At 66.9% G+C, this 17,768-nt stretch carries 15 protein-coding genes; 6 read left to right on the top strand and 9 right to left on the bottom strand.

What is annotated here, in order from left to right; genetic code table 11:
• Positions 1–9: 9 nt before the first annotated feature.
• A complete protein-coding gene (locus tag EYS21_RS17085; protein ID WP_242633471.1) occupies positions 10–1,002 on the bottom strand; it encodes a hypothetical protein in 993 nt (330 codons plus the stop codon).
• Between the two features lie 439 nt (positions 1,003–1,441).
• Here EYS21_RS17085 and EYS21_RS17080 point away from each other — a divergent pair, with 439 nt between their 5' ends.
• The gene (locus EYS21_RS17080; RefSeq protein WP_131134621.1) at positions 1,442–2,263 is read left to right on the top strand and encodes a response regulator transcription factor; all 822 of its coding nucleotides are present in this window, start codon (positions 1,442–1,444) and stop codon (positions 2,261–2,263) included.
• A gap of 26 nt (positions 2,264–2,289) precedes the next feature.
• Here EYS21_RS17080 and EYS21_RS17075 read toward each other — a convergent pair whose 3' ends face one another.
• Positions 2,290–3,216 carry an aldo/keto reductase gene (locus tag EYS21_RS17075; protein ID WP_131134441.1) on the bottom strand — a complete coding sequence of 309 codons (927 nt, stop codon included), beginning with the start codon at positions 3,214–3,216 and terminating at the stop codon, positions 2,290–2,292.
• Positions 3,217–3,491: 275 nt separating this feature from the next.
• Between EYS21_RS17075 and EYS21_RS17070 the strand changes: the two genes are divergently transcribed.
• Together EYS21_RS17070 and EYS21_RS17065 are read left to right on the top strand one after the other, a co-directional pair.
• Positions 3,492–4,457, top strand: coding sequence for an alpha/beta hydrolase (locus EYS21_RS17070; RefSeq protein WP_131134440.1), 966 nt, complete (start codon positions 3,492–3,494; stop codon positions 4,455–4,457).
• Positions 4,458–4,530: 73 nt separating this feature from the next.
• Entirely contained in the window at positions 4,531–5,547 is a 1,017-nt protein-coding gene (locus EYS21_RS17065; protein ID WP_131134439.1) for a hypothetical protein, read from the top strand.
• An 89-nt stretch (positions 5,548–5,636) separates the two neighbouring features.
• Here the strand turns inward: EYS21_RS17065 and EYS21_RS17060 are convergent, their stop codons facing one another.
• The 6 genes from EYS21_RS17060 to EYS21_RS17035 are packed head-to-tail and all read right to left on the bottom strand — an operon-like array spanning position 5,637 to position 12,181.
• Positions 5,637–6,668, bottom strand: a complete 1,032-nt coding sequence (locus tag EYS21_RS17060; RefSeq protein WP_131134438.1) for an aldo/keto reductase — start codon at positions 6,666–6,668, stop codon at positions 5,637–5,639.
• Positions 6,665–8,017, bottom strand: coding sequence for an LLM class flavin-dependent oxidoreductase (locus tag EYS21_RS17055; protein ID WP_131134437.1), 1,353 nt, complete (start codon positions 8,015–8,017; stop codon positions 6,665–6,667). The genes EYS21_RS17060 and EYS21_RS17055 overlap by 4 nt, the downstream gene beginning before the upstream one ends.
• On the bottom strand, positions 8,017–9,414 hold the full coding sequence (locus EYS21_RS17050; RefSeq protein WP_131134436.1) for an LLM class flavin-dependent oxidoreductase: 1,398 nt from the start codon (positions 9,412–9,414) through the stop codon (positions 8,017–8,019). The genes EYS21_RS17055 and EYS21_RS17050 overlap by 1 nt, the downstream gene beginning before the upstream one ends.
• 27 nt (positions 9,415–9,441) lie before the next feature.
• Positions 9,442–10,233, bottom strand: a complete 792-nt coding sequence (locus EYS21_RS17045) for an ABC transporter ATP-binding protein (RefSeq protein ID WP_131134435.1) — start codon at positions 10,231–10,233, stop codon at positions 9,442–9,444.
• Positions 10,209–11,069: an ABC transporter permease gene (locus EYS21_RS17040; RefSeq protein ID WP_131134434.1), complete on the bottom strand. Its 861-nt coding sequence runs from the start codon at positions 11,067–11,069 to the stop codon at positions 10,209–10,211. The genes EYS21_RS17045 and EYS21_RS17040 overlap by 25 nt, the downstream gene beginning before the upstream one ends.
• A complete protein-coding gene (locus EYS21_RS17035) occupies positions 11,066–12,181 on the bottom strand; it encodes an ABC transporter substrate-binding protein (RefSeq protein ID WP_131134433.1) in 1,116 nt (371 codons plus the stop codon). The genes EYS21_RS17040 and EYS21_RS17035 overlap by 4 nt, the downstream gene beginning before the upstream one ends.
• A gap of 604 nt (positions 12,182–12,785) precedes the next feature.
• Between EYS21_RS17035 and EYS21_RS17030 the strand changes: the two genes are divergently transcribed.
• The gene (locus tag EYS21_RS17030; protein ID WP_131134620.1) at positions 12,786–13,478 is read left to right on the top strand and encodes a hypothetical protein; all 693 of its coding nucleotides are present in this window, start codon (positions 12,786–12,788) and stop codon (positions 13,476–13,478) included.
• 242 nt (positions 13,479–13,720) lie between these two features.
• On the opposite strand, the gene EYS21_RS17025 is transcribed toward EYS21_RS17030, so the two are convergent.
• Positions 13,721–14,719 (bottom strand): aldo/keto reductase, encoded by a 999-nt coding sequence (locus tag EYS21_RS17025; RefSeq protein WP_131134432.1) that lies wholly within the window; start codon positions 14,717–14,719, stop codon positions 13,721–13,723.
• A 287-nt stretch (positions 14,720–15,006) separates the two neighbouring features.
• Here EYS21_RS17025 and EYS21_RS17020 point away from each other — a divergent pair, with 287 nt between their 5' ends.
• Both EYS21_RS17020 and EYS21_RS17015 read left to right on the top strand, forming a co-directional pair.
• Positions 15,007–16,605 carry a helix-turn-helix domain-containing protein gene (locus EYS21_RS17020; protein WP_131134431.1) on the top strand — a complete coding sequence of 533 codons (1,599 nt, stop codon included), beginning with the start codon at positions 15,007–15,009 and terminating at the stop codon, positions 16,603–16,605.
• Positions 16,602–17,534 carry a glutaminase gene (locus tag EYS21_RS17015; protein ID WP_131134430.1) on the top strand — a complete coding sequence of 311 codons (933 nt, stop codon included), beginning with the start codon at positions 16,602–16,604 and terminating at the stop codon, positions 17,532–17,534. The genes EYS21_RS17020 and EYS21_RS17015 overlap by 4 nt, the downstream gene beginning before the upstream one ends.
• Positions 17,535–17,768: the final 234 nt, after the last annotated feature.

The raw sequence follows: 17,768 nt of genomic DNA, 5'->3' as shown, positions 1-17,768 counted from the left end.
CCGCAGGCGTCAGGTGACCACGCTGAGGACGCTGGAGCATCCGGCGGTGTCGCACACCTTGTAGGCGGTGGCGGCACCGCCCTTTGATTTGTTCACGTACGCGCCGGTGTTGGGCACGGTCTTCTGGACCCCGTTGATCCATAGCGTCACGCTGGTGCCCGTGGCGCCGGACCATTTCAGGGTGGTGGTGTTCACGCCCTTGGCCTTGGTGGTGGTGGCGGACAGTTTGATGGCCGACACGGGTGCGGGCGGCGGTGCGGCGGCCGCGGGGACGAACGAGAAGTCCCGGACCACCACGGATTCAGGCTTTACATGGGCGGGGTCACCGCCTCCGCCGCCGGTGACCCACAGGTTGAAGTGGACCTGCTCTTTTGCCGGCACGGGAACGGTGGCTCCCTGCAGGACGGTCCGTTTCAGGAGGGTGCCGGCGAAGCCCTCGCCGGCGAAGGTTTCGAAGGTCAGCTTGCCTGGCTCCCACACCATCCGGTGTGTGGTGATGGGGCTGGCGGTGACATCGAAATTCACTGTGTTGTTGCCCTGGCCGGGCGGTTTGGTGGCGTCGAACCAGTACCCGTGGCCCTGGCTGACGGGCCAGGACTCACCGTACGCGGCGCCGCCGCCCCAGGCCGAAGCCTCGCAAAGGTCGATCTCGTTGTAGCCGGGCTCGGCCAGGGGGTCGTAGGTGAACAGGCAGCCCCAGACCACTTCCTTCTGCAGGATGCTGAGGTTCTTCGCCACGATGGTGCTGTAGGTTCCGTAGCCGAACCCGTGGCGGGTGGACTGGAATTCTGCGGCCACCGGGGCCTGGCCCGTGGGGTTGGTCAGCTTCAGGGTGACGTGGCCGTTCGCGTCGGGGTTACTGACGTTGGCTGAGTCAAACAGCCTGTTGTACTGCGGGGCCCCGCCCCAGAAGCGCTTCTCCCAGTTGAAGCCCTTCCAGGCGAAGCTCCCGGCCGGGCCGGGGTCCGGCGGTGTGGTTTCGGCGGCTTGTGCGGACGGCATGCAGGCCAGCATAGCCAGGCCCGCCGCCGCCAGCATGGCCAGCGGTCTTAGCGGGCGGGTGGAATGTGAGACAGGTAACCGAAAAGAAGCCATGCAACGCCCCTTATGTCTTGCTCCCCAGCGAGCATCTTTGCGCCCCCATTGAGCACACGATGATCATCAGTCACTTCAGTCACAGAACGCAATAGCCCAAATGCGATTAATTTGAGCGGAGCAAAACCTCAAGAAATACGCAATATTTTCCCAACCTCAAGAATTACTCAACTTACGGCCAATTTGGAATCGAGGGCAATATGGGTGTGTAGGCTAAATAATTAGAAGTTTCACCCCTGAGCCCTTGAAAAACCCATCCGCGTGGTTTATGTCACCGAATAAAAGATGAAATAGCTTGGATGGTGAGCTTGCGGCAGCAGGCAATAGAGACTTAATGGGGGCATGGATGGTGGAGCGGGGCGTTGCTGTTGTTGTCGAAGACGACGACGACATCAGGACATCTCTGAAGGAGGTGCTCCAGCAGTCCGGATTTGCCGTGTTTGAGACGGCCTCAGGCATGGAAGGCGTGCAGGCCGTGCGGGAACACAACCCCGTTATTGTCACCATGGACGTGGGCCTGCCGGACTTTGACGGCATCGAGGCCTCGCGCCGGATCCGCACGTTCAGCGATGCCTACCTGATCATCGTCACCGGCCGGGTGGAAGAAGCCGATGCTCTGATGGGCTTCGAAGCCGGCGCTGACGACTACATGACCAAGCCGTTCCGGCCCCGGGAACTGCGTGCCCGGATCGCCGCCATGCTGAGGCGTCCGCGGTCGCTGAACTCCGCTTCCGGGGAAAGAATGCAGGCGCCGCCCCAACCCCGGGCCGGGCAGCACCCTGCGCCTCCTGCTGCGCTGGCCCCCGCCGGCGACACTCCGCCGAGGAACGCCGGGACCGCCGTGCTGTGCGATTTTGAGCACAAAGGCCTGACGCTGCACGAAGGATCCCGCTCCGCCGCCATCCAAGGCGTCCCGCTGGACCTGACCCGCACCCAGTTTGACCTGCTCCTGGTCCTCATGGAGAACGGCCGGGTGGTGCAGACAAAAGCTGACCTGGTCCGCCGGCTGCGGAACGAGCCGTACAGCACCGGCTCGTTCGTCACCGCGGGCGAGGAGCGCGCCGTCGAGGTCCACTTGGGCAACCTGCGCAAGCGCCTGGGCGACAGCTCCCGGTCGCCGCATTGGATTGAAACGGTGCGCGGCGTGGGGTACCGGCTGGCACCCTAGCCGCGGCCGTACCGGTTGTCCGGGGCTTAGCCCAGCTCGCCGGTTCCGGCCGCCGCGAGCGGCAGGATCCGTGTCCAGAAGTCCTCCGGAATGTCCCATTCGGCGAGCCGGACGGTTTCCTCAACGCGGCCGGGTTCTGACATGCCCACGATGGTGGAGCTGACCCGCGGATCCCGGGTGGAGAACTGCAGCGCGGCGGCGGCCAGCGGCACGCCGTACTCGTTGCAGATGGCTTCCATTTCCTTGACCCGCGCGATGATGGCCTCGCTGGCCGGGCGGTAGCAGTAGTTGGGGGCCGCGTCCGGGCCCTTCACCAGCATGCCGCCGCCGAACGGCGCCGCGTTGACATACGCCACCCCGCGCTCCATCGCGTCCTGGATCAGCGGCTCGGCCGTCTGGTCCACCAGGGTGTACCGGTTGTGGCTGATGACGACGTCGAACACGTCCGTGGCCAGGTACTTCAGTTCCAGGTCGATCGGTCCGCCGGCCACACCCAGGTGCCCGATGACTCCTTGGTCGCGCAGTTCGATCAGGGCTTCAAGCGGGCCGCCCGCCGCGGTGCCCTCCTCGAAAGTGATCTTCTCCGGATCGTGGAGGTACACCAGCTGGAGCCGGTCCAGGCCGAGGCGTTCGAGGGATTCCTCCACGGAGCGGCGGACGCGGTCCCCGGAGAAGTCGCTGATGCCGCGGATGGGGTCCACCTTGGTGGCCACCACCACGTCTTCGGGCAGGCCGCCGGCCTCGGCCAGGGCCTGGCCAATGCGGCGCTCACTGTTCGTCTGTCCGTACTCGTTGGACGTGTCGATGAAGTTGAACGGGCCTTCGAAGACCCGGCGGATGGTGGCGACGGCGGTGTCGGTCCCGCGCGGTGCCGGGTGGCTGCCCAGGGAGCTGGTGCCGACGCAGACGGCAGAGACGGACAGGCCGGTGCGGCCAAGGGTGCGGTATTCCATGGTGGGTTCCTTCGGGTACGAGATCCAGAAAAGGCTTTCTCACATGTATTCTGCCTGCTTTGCTGGCTTGATCGTGTGATTGCCCCCACATCCGATGCCCGGGCCATCAACTCACCCCGAACATTGCCCGACGACGACTGGAGATGAGACGGTCCCCGCCAGATGGCGGTTTGGACACTCCGGTTTGCGTGTTGCTGGCGGTTAGAATCGCGGTAGGGAATACCTAGGCTGAATTCAGGTCACAACGCGGTGGCCAGCCACCCCAGGAGTACACGATGCCAACCCCCAAAGCCCCACCTTTTGATGCTGAACTTGGTGCAACACTTGCCGCGCTGGGGGATCTGCTCAACCCCACGTTGACACCTGACATGATCTCCGGGATGCGCAGCGCACCACTTACCTCGTCCATTGAAGAGCAGCTTGCCGGGCACGCCGTACGTCACGTAGAGCGGACGATCCCCGGCCCGGATGGCGCCCCCGACCTCATTGTTTCCATCTTCTCCAGGATCGACCATGTCCCCGGCGGCCCAGGGATTTATCACACCCACGGCGGCGGCATGGTCATTGGCGACCGCTTCCTTGGTGCGGACATGCTCATCGAATGGGTGGAACTGATGGACGCCGTCGCGGTATCTGTTGAGTACCGCCTCGCACCTGAAAACCCGGACCCGGCACCCGTGGAGGACTGCTATGCAGGCCTGGTCTGGACAGCCGCGCATGCCGAGGAGCTCGGCTTCGACCCGGAGCGCCTCATCATCGCCGGCACGAGTGCCGGCGGCGGGCTGGCCGCAGGCGTGGCCCTGATGGCGCGGGACCGGGGAGGTCCGGCCTTGGCCGCGCAGGTGCTGATCTGCCCCATGCTGGACGACCGCAACGAAACAGTTTCCAGCTACCAGATCGACGGCTTCGGGCTGTGGGACCGCACCAGCAACGACACCGGCTGGGATGCGTTGCTCGGTGACCGGCGCAGGACGGCGGAGGTCTCCATCTACGCCGCCCCGGCCCGGGCGACTGACCTGTCCAACCTGCCGCCCGCCTTCGTCGATGTAGCCACCGCCGAGGTGTTCCGGGACGAGGTTGTGGCCTATGCCTCGGCAATCTGGGCTGTAGGAGGCGTAGCCGAACTGCATGTCTGGGCGGGCGGATTCCATGGCTTTGACATGATCGTGCCCCAGGCCGCCTTGTCGGTCCAGGCCCGCGACGTTCGGACGAGGTGGGTACGCCGCATCCTCGGCGCCTGACGCGGTGCGAGGCGCCTGGCACATGCCGGCGGAGTAAAATTCGCACCAAAAGCTAACTCTACGAGCGGCAGATATGCAGGGACTGGTTTGGCGACTCAAGGCGCTCGACCCTGAGGCCTCCGAAAGCCTTAAGGTGATCGCGTACTTTGACGCGCTCGTCGACGGCCATGCCAGCGCCCAGGTCCTGCTGAGCGGGGCCGCCGTGCTGAGCGGTTGCGCAGCGGGATTCAGCGCGGACGGCAGTTCCGTGCGCGTCGACGCCTCCGGCATGAAAACCACTTCCGGCGAACCTGGCGCCTGGCCCGGCCACGATTTCGGTGACGGCGGACGGGTGTGGATTGAGCGCACGGGCCAGGCTTTCGCGAACGATGAGATGATCCTTGAGCGTGTGGCCATCGCGCTCGGCATCTCCTTCGACCGCACCAGCCCGGTGGCCGCTTCCCGCCGGGCTGTCGAGACTGTCATTGACGGCGCCGCCCCGCTCGACAGGCGGATGGATGCCGCCGCAATGCTGCATCTGGAACGGGAGTCAAGCTACAGGGTGGTTGCCGTTCCGGCCTCTGTGGCGCTGCCGGGGCCAAGCTCAGTGATCTACACCGGAGTCGGGCCGGTGCGGGCAGCAATCCGCCGGCCTTCGGACGCCCAACCGCCGGATGGCCAGCCCGGCGTCCGGTCGGGCGTTGGCCTGGCCATGGTTCCAAGCGCGCTCGATCAGTCATGGGCATCGGCCCTCCTCGCACTGCGGCTGACCAGTCCCCAGCATCCGCGGCACCTTGCCGATGACTTGGGCAGCCTGCTCGTCTTCGCTGAGTTGGCAGATTCCGCCCGCTTCGAACCCCCGGACCTTACGGCGCTGAAACTGCTTCTTCAGTCGCAGCCCAAGGCGCTGGTGCTCCTCGAGTCCCTTGCGACGGCCAGCAGCCTGCGGGCCGTCGCAGAGGAAGTGGGCCTGCACCACTCCAGTGTTCAAAGCCGGGCGGCGGACTACTCGACGGCGCTCGGGTTCGACATCCGCACGGCGCCGGGACGTGTGCGATTGTCACTCGTGCTCACGCTCTACAGGCTGGCCACGACGACGTTCGGCCAGTAGTCAGGCACGCCGTCCGGGGCTTGTTCGCGAAACCTTGCCTTCAAGGTTCGGTTTCGCGAACAAGCCCCGGATTTGCTGCCTGGTCCGGCTCAGCGGCTGCGGCGCCGCAGCAGCGGATCAAGCAGCGACGGCGGCTGGTAGCCGCTGTCCGCTGCGTTCAGCGTGGTGCCGGGCGGGACGATCTCGTCGATCCGGTCCAGGACATCCGCGGACAGGCTCACCTTGTCCGCGCCCAGCGCACCTTCCAGCTGCTCCAGCGTCCGCGGGCCGATGATCGCCGAGCTGATTGCCGGGTGTTCGAGGACGAACCCCAGCGCCAGATGGATCAGCGACAGCCCGGCCTGGTCCGCGAGCTCGGTCAGTTCCAGCACAGCCTGGGTCTTGCGGGCGTTCTCCGCCGTCGACGGATCATGCCGGGCAGGCTGGCGGGCAGCCCGGCTGGACGGGACATGGCCGCCGTCGGGCCTGATGCGGCCGGACAGCCAGCCGCCGGCCAGCGGGCTCCACGGCAGCACACCCAGCCTGTGCCGCTGGGCCAGCGGGAGGACTTCACGCTCCACGCCGCGCGCCAGGATGGAGTACGGCGGCTGCTCCGCCACCGGACGCTCCCGGTGGCGTTCGCGGGCCACATACTGGGCCTCCACAATCTGCCCCGGCTCGAACGTGGACGTTCCGATATAGCGGATCTTGCCCTGCCGGACGAGGTCGGACAATGCCCCGAGCGTCTCGTCAATGTCTGTGTCGGGCTCCGGCCGGTGCACCTGGTAGAGGTCGATCCAGTCCGTCTGCAGCCGGCGCAGGCTGTCCTCTACGGCGCGGATGATCCAGCGGCGCGAGTTGCCGGCCTGGTTCACGTCCTCGCCGAGCCGCCCGTGGACCTTGGTGGCCAGCACCACGTCGTCGCGGCGGCCTTTCAGGGCCTTGCCCACGATGGTTTCGGACTCGCCCTGGGAGTAGACATCGGCGGTGTCCACCACGTTGATGCCGGAATCGAGCGCCCGGTGGATGACGCGGATGGAGTCGTTGTGGTCCGGGTTGCCGATGGCCCCGAACATCATGGTGCCCAGGGTGAGCGGGCTGACCTTGAGGCCGGTGGCGCCGAGGCTGCGGTATTCGGTCATGCGTGTGCTCCTTGTAGTTGCCGGGTGTGCTGGAGTTGCGGGGTGTACTGGCTTTCGGGACGGTCCAGCCCGAAGTGTTCGCGGAGGGTCCGGCCCGAGTATTCGGTGCGGAACAGGCCGCGGGACTGCAGGATGGGGACCACCTCGTCGGCGAAGGCTTCGAACCCGCCGGGCAGCCATGGCGGCATGATGTTGAACCCGTCGGCGGCACCGTTTTCGAACCAGCGCTGGATCTCGTCCGCCACCTGAACGGGTGTCCCGGCCACGGCGTAGTGGCCGCGGGCCCCGGCGAAGCGGCGCAGTGTCTGGCGCACGGTGAGGCGTTCCCGGCGGATGACGTCCAGGAGGAGCTGGGTGCGGCTGCCCTCCCGGCCCTCGGCGGCCAGCAGCTCCTCCGGGAACGTCTCATCCAGCGTGAGCCCGTCGAGGTCCACACCCAGCAGCTTGCGGAGGATGCCGAGCCCGTACTCGGGCTGGGTCAGCTCGTCGAATTCCTGCCGCAACGCACGTGCCTCCGCCTCCGTGGAACCCAGGTAGGGGCTGATGCCCGGGAGCACGAGCAGCTGCTCCGGATCGCGTCCGGCCGCGGCCGCCCGGGCCTTGATGTCGGCATAGAAGCCCTGGGCGCTCTGCAGGGTCTGGTGGGCGGTGAACACGGCTTCCGCATGCTGCGCCGCAAAGGCTTTGCCGTCGGCGGAGGAGCCGGCCTGCACGTAGACCGGCCGGCCCTGCGGTGACCGCGGCGTGTTCAGCGGACCTTCCACCCGGAAGTGTTCGCCCTCGTGCCCGATCGCGTGGATCCGTGAGGTGTCGGCGAAAACCCCCGTGCCGGCGTCGGACACCACCGCCCCGTCCTCCCAGCTGTCCCAGAGCTTGCCCACCACGCGGACGAATTCGTCCGCCCGGGAGTAGCGCTCGGCGTGCGGCGGGTGCTCGTCCAGGCCGAAGTTCCGGGCTGCCCGTTCGGCGCCGGTGGTGACGATGTTCCAGCCGGCGCGGCCGCCGCTCAGGTGGTCCAGCGACGCGAACAGCCGGGCCGCGTTGTACGGCTCCAGGTACGTGGTGCTGGCCGTGCCGATCAGGCCGATCCGTTCGGTGGCGACGGCTATCGCGGACAGCCAGGTGAACGGCTCCAGCCGGAACCTGGTGGCGTACTGCACGTTACTCTCCAGCGCGGGCCCGTCCGCGAAAAAGACGGCGTCCAGCTTCGCCGCCTCCGCCCGCTGCGCCAGCTCCTGGTAGAACCGGATGTCCAGGACCCGGTCGGTCCGGGATGCAGGGTGCCGCCAGGCGGCTTCGTGGTGGCCGCCGGGGTAGATGAACAGGTTGAGCTTTAGCTGCCGGCCCACTAGAACGCCGATCCGATGGACGACAGTTCCGCCGCGGTCGCACCGGCAAAACGGTTGTCGGGACGCTCCAGGCCGTAGTGCTCGCGCAGCGTCCGGCCGGTGTATTCGGTGCGGAACAGGCCGCGCTCCTGCAGGATGGGCACCACCTGGTCTACGAAGGTCGCGAGCCCGGAGGGCAGCACCGGCGGCATGATGTTGAAGCCGTCCGCTGCACCGCCGTCGAACCATTCCTGGATGGCGTCCGCCACCTGGACCGGGGTGCCGGTGAAGGTCCGGTGGCCGCGGCCGCCGCCCAGGCGCCCGATCAGTTCCCGGACTGTGAGCTTCTCCCGGCGGGCGAGCTGGACGATCAGCGTGTAGCGGCTCTTGGCGCCCTCGATCTCGTCCTCGCTGGGCAGGTTGTCCGGCAGCTGGCGGTCCAGGGGCAGGTCCTCGGGGGCGACGCGCAGCGTCTTGGCCAGCTGGATCCGCGCGTATTCGGGCTTGATCAGCCGGTCCAGCTCACGCTCCAGCGCCTGGGCTTCCTCCTCGGTGGCCCCGATGACCGGGACAATGCCGGGCAGGATCTTGATGGTCTCCGGATCACGGCCGACGGCGGCGGTCCGGGCTTTGAGGTCCCGGTAGAACTCCTGCGCGTCCGCGAGGGTCTGGTGCGCGGTGAAGACGGCGTCCGCGTACCGGGCGGCGAGGTCCTTTCCGTCCTCCGAGGAACCGGCCTGGACAATCAGCGGGTGCCCTTGAGGGGAGCGGGGAACGTTGAGCGGGCCGCGGACCTTGAAGTGCTTGCCTTCGTGGTCGACGGTGCGGATCTTCTCCGAGTCGCCCCAGACGCCGTCGGCCTTGTCCGCGAGCACGGCGTCGTCCTCCCAGCTGTCCCACAGCTTCTGGGCGACCTCGATGAACTCGGCGGCACGTTCGTACCGGACGGCGTGGGCGGGCTGGTCGTCCACGCCGAAGTTGCGGGCGGCGTCGGGACCGGCGGTGGTAACCACGTTCCACCCGGCGCGGCCGCCGCTGACCCAGTCCACGGATGCAAAGCGGCGGGCCAGGTTGTACGGCTCGTTGTAGGTGGTGGACGCGGTGGCGATCAGCCCGATGCGTTCGGTGGCGCCGGCGATGGCGGTCAGCAGCACGGTGGGCTCAAGCTTCCCGGCCGGGCGGCGGCCCACCTCGCCGAAGAGCACGGGCGAATCGGCGAAGAAGATGGAGTCCAGCTTGCCGCGCTCGGCGGTGCGGGCCAGCTGCTTGTAGTGCTCCACATTGGTGCTGGAACGCGGATCGCTCTCGGGCAGCCGCCACGATGCCTCGTGGTGGCCGGTGCTCATCAGGAAGGCATTGAGGTGGAGTTTGCGCTGGGTGGAACCGGATGTCGTGGAATCAGGATTCTGGGAACTCATGGGGGTGCTCCTAAGGGATGAAGTGATTTAGTGGCTGGCGGCGTTGACGTCGACGCCGAGGGCTGTGAGGAGGTCGCGGCGCAGGGCTTCGTGCCCGGCGGCGTCCACGGCGGAGCCGATCTCCGGCGCCACGGTGCGGACGGTGGCCACGAGGCCGCTGTCCAGGACCACGATCCGGTCGGACAGGGCGATGGCCTCGTCCACGTCGTGGGTGACCAGCAGGACGGCTGGCCGGTGAGCGGACACAAGCTCGCGGAGCAGGCCATGCATCTTGATGCGGGTCAGCGCGTCGAGGGCGCCGAACGGTTCGTCGGCCAGCAGCAACTGCGGTTCGCGAACCAGGGAACGTGCCAGTGCAACCCGCTGCTGCTCACCGCCGGACAGCTCGTGCGGCCAGGACTTTTCCCGGCCGGCGAGCCCCACTTCGGCGAGGGCCCTGCGGGCCTTGGTGTCGGCGTCGTGATCCCGCAGCCCAAGGGTGACGTTGCCCAGGACGGTGTCCCAAGGCAGGAGCCGGGAGTCCTGGAAGACCACCGAGACCCGGTCCGGGACGTTGATGACGCCGCTGCCTTTGACATCGTGGTCCAGCCCGGCGAGCGCCCGCAGGAGGGTGCTTTTGCCGCAGCCGCTGGGACCCAGCAGCGCCACGAACTCGCCGGGGGCGATGTCCAGATCCACGCCGTTCAGGACGCCTTTCGGTCCGAAGCCGCGGATCAGGCCGCGAACGGACACAGTGGGTGCCCCCGGGCCGGTGCGGGCGCCCGTACGTGTACGGACGGAAGGTTCGACGGCGGTCAGCCCGCCAGGGTGCGCTGCCATGAGAGTGCCTTTCGTTCGATGAGACGGACAATGCCGTCGGAGAGCAGGCCGAGAATGCCGTAGACGGCGAGCCCCAGGACGATGATGTTGGTCTGGCCATAGGTGCGGGCGAGCTCCATCATGTAGCCGATGCCGCTGGTGGAGTTGATCTGTTCCACCACCACCAGCGACACCCAGGCACCGGTGACCGCGAACCGCAGGCCCAGGAAGAAGCCGGGCAGGGCGCCGGGGAGGACCACTTTGCGGATGAAGCCGGCCCGGCCCAGTCCCACGGTCTGCGCCAGTTCGACGTAGCGCAGGTCGATGCCCCGCAGCCCGGCGTGGGTCTGCAGGTAGATCGGGACGAAGACGCCGAGGGTGATGGTGAGGACCTTCATGGTCTCGTCGATCCCGAACCACAGGATCAGGAGCGGAATCAGGGCCAGGCCCGGGATGGCGCGTTTGATCTGCACGGGTCCGTCGATGAAAGCTTCGCCTGCCCGGCTAAGCCCGGACACCAGGGCCAGCAGCGCTCCGACGACAATGCCGAAGAACAGCCCCAGGCCGGCGCGCTGGGCGGAGATGGCGAGGTTTTCCTGGAGCCGGCCGTCGGCGATCAGCTCGCCGGCGGTGGCCACGACCGTCCAGGGCTCCGAGAGGATGCGGGGGTCCAGCAGCCCTGTCGCCGAGGCGGCTGTCCAGAGCAGCAGCAGTGCCGAGGGGCCCAGCAGCCAGGCGAGCCGCCGTCGTCGTCCGGGTCCCAGCCGGCGGCCGGTGGGCCGAACGTCGTCACGGCCGGCGAGTGCCGGGTCCTGGTGGGGTGCGACGGCGGGACGCTCCACGGTTGGGGCGCTCACGCAGCACCGGCCTTTCCGGCGGCGGCGAAGGCCGTGCCCGCGATGGTTTCGTAGCGGGTGTCGTAGAGGTCCGCCGCCACCAGCTCGGGCTTCTTCTGTTCCTTGGCCAGGAGGTCGATGGTTTTCTGGTGCCGTTCGATGGCTTCGGTCCAGGACAGCGGAAGGTCAGCCTTGCCCGCGGCGTCGATGAGGTACTGGCCATCCTCGCGGGAGAGGCCCTGGTCCTTGACGTAGTAGCCCTCGAGCCATTCCTCGGGGTGGTCCTCGATCCAGCGCTTGGCCTTGCCCCATACCTCGACGTACGCGGCGAGTGCCGCGGCCTTGGCGGGGTCGTCCAGGACCTTGGCGGGGGAGTACAGGTGGCCCGGATCGTCCCGCAGGCCGTGCCGGAGGGTCGATGCGCCGTCGGCCTTGTACTTGGAGAGGTAGCGCTTGATCTGGACGCCGCCGATGGGTGCGGCGTCCACCTGCTTGCTGGCGAGGGCGGTGGAGTAGACGTCGCCGGTGCTGGGCAGTTCCACCAGCTTCACGTCGTCCTGGCCGAGGCCGGCCTTTTCCAGGATCCGCAGCACCAGGGCGCCCTGGGCCTGGCCCGGGCTGTACGCGATTTTCTTGCCGCGCAGGTCCTGCAGGGAGGAGATTCCTGCCCCGGGGGCGATGCCCAGTTCGTAGAGCGGGTGGTTCACGGCGTCCTGCCGGAAGACGCTGGCGATGATCCGCACGTCCAATCCCGTCCAAGTGGCGTGGATCGGCGGGATATCGGCGACGGAGCCGACGTCCAGGGCGTTGGCCCGGAACGCTTCAGTAGTCTGCGGGCCGCCGGAGATGTTGGCGAACTCCACCTTGAAGTCCAGTTCCTTGATCAGGCCTGACAGTTCCAGGGCCACCTTCACGCTGGGATCGCCCACAGTGATGGTGGTGCCGGCGGGAACGGTGGTGGCCAGCGGGGAAGTTGCCTGGGTTGGCTGGGCGTTGCCGGCGGTGGCGCTCCCGCCGCAGGCAGTCAGGACGCCGAGGACGGGCAGCGCCAGCAGGGCACCCAGGGCACGGCGCCGGGAAAAAGTGGAAGGCCCTTTGGTGGAGGGAGGCGCGGACGATGCAGCGAAGGACATGATGGCCTTTCTTCGGTGTTGGGAGCGGCGTGGGGGAATAGAGGGCACGGCGGTGCTGGCCCCCGGGGTGTGCCCGGGAACGGAGTGAGGGGGGAAAGACGAGGCGCTGACGCCCGTCAGCGAAGGCGGATCAGTGCCGGCGGCAACAGCAGGAACATGAGGTGTGGGTGCCAGTAGTGCGGGTGGTTGTGTACGGCATCGGAGTCCTCCTGTTCGTGATGCGTTTGTTGCGGGACCGGCCAGGCCTGCGCCGTGGAACCACCTAAACACGGCCTCCACCGCCTTGGCCAGCACCCCGCAACGGAAGCTCAACGGGACGAAACGGGGCTACTTATGACGCCACGGAACACGCAGTAAAAGGCCAAACCGGGCAACCCGGCGCCATGTTTCGCAACGCGGCTTCATCGGAACTTCATCTGGCGGAAGGTCTGCCAGCGACGCACGAGCCTTTCGTTACCGCCGCAACAGTTCGGCGCCAATCGGGCCGCCGCTGGATCCTGCTGCGCCCTGCGGTTCCACAATTTAAGGACCAATCTCAGGCCCAAAGGAGGGTGTGATGCGCAGTCCCGCCGCGTCGGGCGCGGTCTTTTCTACAGCCATTCTGATGGCTTTACTGTTCACGGGCTGCGGCCCGCAGGCGGGTCCGACGACGACGTCGAGTCCCGGCCCCACCGTCACTTCCGCGACGGGAACAACCACGGCGACGCCGACGGGGAGCGGCTCGCCGAGTGCCACCGCAACGCCGTCGGCCGCCTGGACCAGCTTCACGACGGCGGACGGCCAACTGACGTTCGACCACCCGGCCGCCTGGAGCGTCAAGGACCCGGCGGGGGAGCTTCCCGAGGGCGGCGGTGCCTTCGCGGCGGTGACCAATGGGGCCGGCAAGCCGCTGGCGATGCTTCGGACCAACATGGCCGTCGGGTCCACGTGCCTGGACCGGTATCCGTACTCCGTGCTGGATTCTAAAGAGTTGCCGGTGCTGATGCAGGGTGAGGGGGCTCCGCGGTTCGTCTATGAGACCCGCGGGAATGTCGCCACACCTGGACCGGCGGACACACCGGCGGCGGCCTACGGCATCACCTCGGTCCCGGCACCGACCGGCGACTCTGCCTCGTGCATCTTCCACTTCTTCAACTGGCCGCCCACTGCTGCCATGTTCGGCGCGTTCTACAATCCGGAGAACAACGTGACACCGGGCGCCGCATCCCTGCCGTACCTGGAGCAGGCCAAGAAATACATGGAGTCTGCGGAGTACAGGGACATCCGGCGGATGATCACGTCACTGCGGCCGGCGTGATGCACGCTCGCGGCTTTGCGTGACGGCCGTCCGCTCAAGGTTCCGTCAAGATTTCGCGGATCCGGCCCGTATTGGTCAAGGCGGTTCCTGAGGGCCAGTACATTGAATTCGGCTTCGAAAGTTCCCCAAACCCGAAGCCTGGAAGCCCCCGCGCTGGAGTTCAACTCGCGCGGGGGCTTCCTATCAGGTCACTGCTGGACGACGGCGGGCCGGCCTCCTCCGGCGCCCGGCAGCCTGCCCGCCTAGAGGTTGGTCATCCGTTCCCCGGCTTCGTTGTACCGGCCGCCCTGGACCTGGATCCTGGCGGCGGCGTCCTCGATCCCGGTGAGCTCATCCACGGACAGGGTCACGTCGGCGGCGGCGAGGTTTTCGTCCAGCCGATGCAGCTTGCGGGTTCCAGGGATCGGGACGATCCACGGCTTCCGGGCCAGGAGCCAGGCCAAGGCAATCTGGGCCGGAGTGGCGCCCTTGCGCTTCGCGATCCCGGTAAGCAGGTCCACCACGGCACGGTTGCTCTCCCTGGCCTCCGGAGTGAACCGGGGGATGGTGGCGCGGATGTCGTTGCCGGCCTCGAAGCTGGTGGACGTGTCGATGGTCCCCGTGAGGAAGCCTTTGCCGAGGGGGCTGAAAGGCACAAAACCGATGCCGAGTTCCTCGCACGTGGCCAGGACGTCCTCTTCAGGGCGCCGCCACCACAGCGAGTATTCGCTTTGGACCGCCGTCACAGGCTGGACCGCGTGGGCCCGGCGGATGGTCCCCGCAGCGGCCTCGGACATGCCGAAATGCTTAACCTTGCCGGCGTCGATCAGTTCCTTGACCGCGCCCGCCACGTCCTCAATGGGGACATCGGGGTCCACCCGGTGCTGGTAGTAGAGGTCGATGGCGTCGACCCCGAGCCGCTGGAGTGACCCGTCCACCACGTGCTTGATGACGTCAGGGCGGCTGGTGACTTTCCCGCTCGCTTTGCGTTGGGCAGGGTCGATGTCCCAACCGAACTTGGTGGCAATCACCACGTCGTTCCGGTACGGCGCGAGCGCCTCGCCCACCAGCTCCTCGTTGGCGTAGGGACCGTAGATCTCGGCAGTATCGAAAAAGGTGACACCGCGGTCCACGGCGCCGCGGATCAGCGAAATCATCTCCAGCCGGTCAGGGCTGTCGCTGTAGCCGCCGCTCATGCTCATGCAGCCCAGTCCGATGGCGGAGACTTCCAGGCCGCTGGTGCCCAGGGTGCGCTTATCCATGTGTCATGCTCCTGTGTCGAAAGAACGGAGGGGCGGTGAGCCCTTCAAAGGAGTTGCCCCGTCCCAGCAACGCTAACGGCGCAGGAAGACCGGCGGGAGGGCCTGTCAGTACACCCTTCGTGCCGGCTCTGGCATCCATACAGGGCCATACATCCCGCAGGCTTGGTCAGCGAACCGAAAACCTGCCACTGCGTTTAGATTCGCTTCCATATTTTGGAGTCGCCTGCCTCGATAGCATGAGGTGACCGGACAGAGCCGTCCGGCCACATCGACGCAGAAGGAAGCCCATGGCAGCGGTTACGGTGGACGATATCCTCTCGGATCTCCCCTTGGGTTTCGCCAGCCTCATCCTCCGGCCTGCCCCGGCCGGCGCTGCGATCGAACGGTTTTTGATAGTAGATGCGGATGATGAAACGTCCGACGGCGGCGCAGCCTTTGTCCTGCTGATCGGCGTCCGCGGCCGCTCGGCTTTGCCCGCTTTGCGGCGGCTCCTGAAGAACCCTCCGCCGGTGGTCGCCGTCAAGGGAAGGCGGGAGGAGTTCTCCGAGGCTGAAGAGCTGCTCCGCGATGCCGGCACGGGCCTGCTCCTGGTGGATCCGGGGGCTGACTGGGACCGGCTGCTGTCCATCGCCAAGGACCGCATCCAGCCGCGCACCTACCAGAGCGAAGTGCTGACGCTGCTGGAAGAGGACCTGTTTGCCATCGCCCAGACCACCGCCCGGCTCACCTCCAGCCACGTGCTCATCGAAGACGCCGCCAATAAAGTGCTGGCATACTCCACCGTTTCGAATGACATCGACGAGCTGCGCAAGGCCTCCATCCTGGCCCGGCGCGGTCCGCGTAAATACGAGCTGCTACTCAAGGACCTGGGCGCCTACCGTGAACTGCACAGGACACGGCTGCCGGTGCGGGTACCGGCCCGGCCCCAGGACGGGCTGCGGGAACGGGTGGCCATCACCCTGTTCGCCGGGGACCGGATCATGGGCTACATCTGGCTGCAGGAAACCGGGGCGGGCTTCGGCCCGGACGTTGATTATGTGCTGAACGGATCTGCTGCGCGGGCTTCCGCCGAGCTGATCCGTTACCGCAACCAGCAGTCCGTGCACATGCGTGAGGACCGCATTGTGCGGATCCTGTCAGGTTCCGCGGAAGCCGCGGCCAGTGCACACAGTGAGAAGATCCCTGCCGAGCGCCCGGCCGCACTGATCCTGATAGGAATGTCCGCTGCCGACGCCCAGGCCGACGACGCAGCACTGAAGCACGGCGAACTCGCCAACCTGGCGTCCATCCACGCGGCCGCCTACAAGGCGTCCGCCGTCGTGGGCCAGTTCAAGGGTGACACCGCCGTGATTGTCCCGGGCCTGCAGTCAACGTCTGCGGAACCGGGGCTGCGGAGCCTGGCCGAGTCGATCGTCCGGGATGCCGGCAAGCACCTCAGCATCAGCCCCTTCGCCGCCGTCGGTCCGGTAGTACCGGACCTGCTGTCCCTGCACTCAACCACCCGTATCACCGAGGCCCTGTTGAGGTGTGTGGGCACGTCTCCAAACAGGGGCGTCGCCACAGTGGACGACTTCGAAGGAGAGATCCTCTTCCGCGAGGCGGTCCAGAATTTCACGTCCTCCACGTTCCGCCACCGCAGTCTTTCCGCCCTGCTGCGGCAGGACACCGAACTCGCGGAAACCCTGCACGCATACTTCGAAGCCTCACTCGATGTCGCCGAGTGCGCCGGCAGGATGGGGCTGCACAAGAACACCGTCTATTACCGGATCAGCAAGGCGTCCCGCGCGACTGGGCTGGACTTCGGCAACCCGAGGGACTCGCTGGTGGCCCTGCTCCACATCCAGGAATGGGCCAGCACACCTAAAGAACAACTGGGCAGGAAATGACCACAACACTCAAAGCACCGCCGCTGGACCGGATACTGGACGACGTCGTCCGCAACCACAGGCCGCAGCGGGAAACCGGGTCTGTCCCGGCCAACATCCCCGTCCTGGCAGCGGTACCCTTCGACAGCTTCGGAATCGCCGTCGCCACTACTTCCGGCGAGGTGTTCAGTTCCGGCGATGCCGACGTCCCGTTTTCCATCCAGAGCATCTCCAAGGTGTTCACGCTGGCAATGGCACTTCGAGGCGACAGCTCAGGAACGCTGTGGTCCCGGGTGCTGCGCGAACCGTCCGGCACATCGTTCAACTCCCTGGTCCAGCTGGAGGTGGAGCATGGCATCCCGCGGAACCCGTTCATCAACGCCGGCGCCCTGGTGGTCACCGATCACCTGATGGAAGAAACGTCCGACGCCGCCACCCGGCTGTTGCGGTTCCTCACCACCCAGGCGGCCAGCACCGGGCCCTTCATCGATGAGGCCGCCGCAGCCAGCGAGCTCGCCGGCAGCAGCCGCAACCTGGCCCTGGCGCACTTCCTGAAGGGCTTCGGCAACCTGAGGCAGGCCGCCGAATCTGTGGTGGAAAACTACGTCCGCCAATGTTCCATCATGATGTCCTGCGTGGAACTCGCCAAGGCCGGCCTCTTCCTCGCCCGGGACGGCCAGGGAGCGCTCGGAACCGTGGTGTCCCGAAGCGACGCGAAACGCATCGGCTCCATCATGCTGACGTGCGGGATGTACGACGCCGCGGGCGAGTTCGCCTACCGCGTGGGCCTTCCCGGGAAAAGCGGTGTGGGCGGCGGGATCCTGGTGATCGTTCCAGGTGTTGGTGCCATTTGCGTCTGGAGCCCGCGGCTGGACGCCAAAGGAAACTCCCTTGCCGGCACGGCGGCGCTCGCCGACCTTACCGACCGCACGGGCTGGTCTGTTTTCTAGTCCTAGACGCCTTCTAAGCCCGGACGCCTCGCCAACCTCAGCAAGTAGTCGCTGGTGGTTGAGCTTGTCGAAACCCGGGTTTCGACAAGCTCAACCACCGATCCCCAAAGGACACCCCCATGACGAATTCCCCCATACCCGACCACCTCATCGATGGCGGCCATGCGCACGCCAGCGAGTCGGCGCTGCATGCGGAGGACAAGGGCTATCACAAGAACCTGAAGCCGCGGCAGA

Origin of the sequence: Arthrobacter sp. S39, from assembly GCF_004320525.1 — a bacterium.
Classification (GTDB): Bacteria; Actinomycetota; Actinomycetes; order Actinomycetales; family Micrococcaceae; genus Arthrobacter.
Note: the sequence above shows the minus strand (reverse complement) of the source record. Positions and strands in the feature narration are given on the sequence as shown.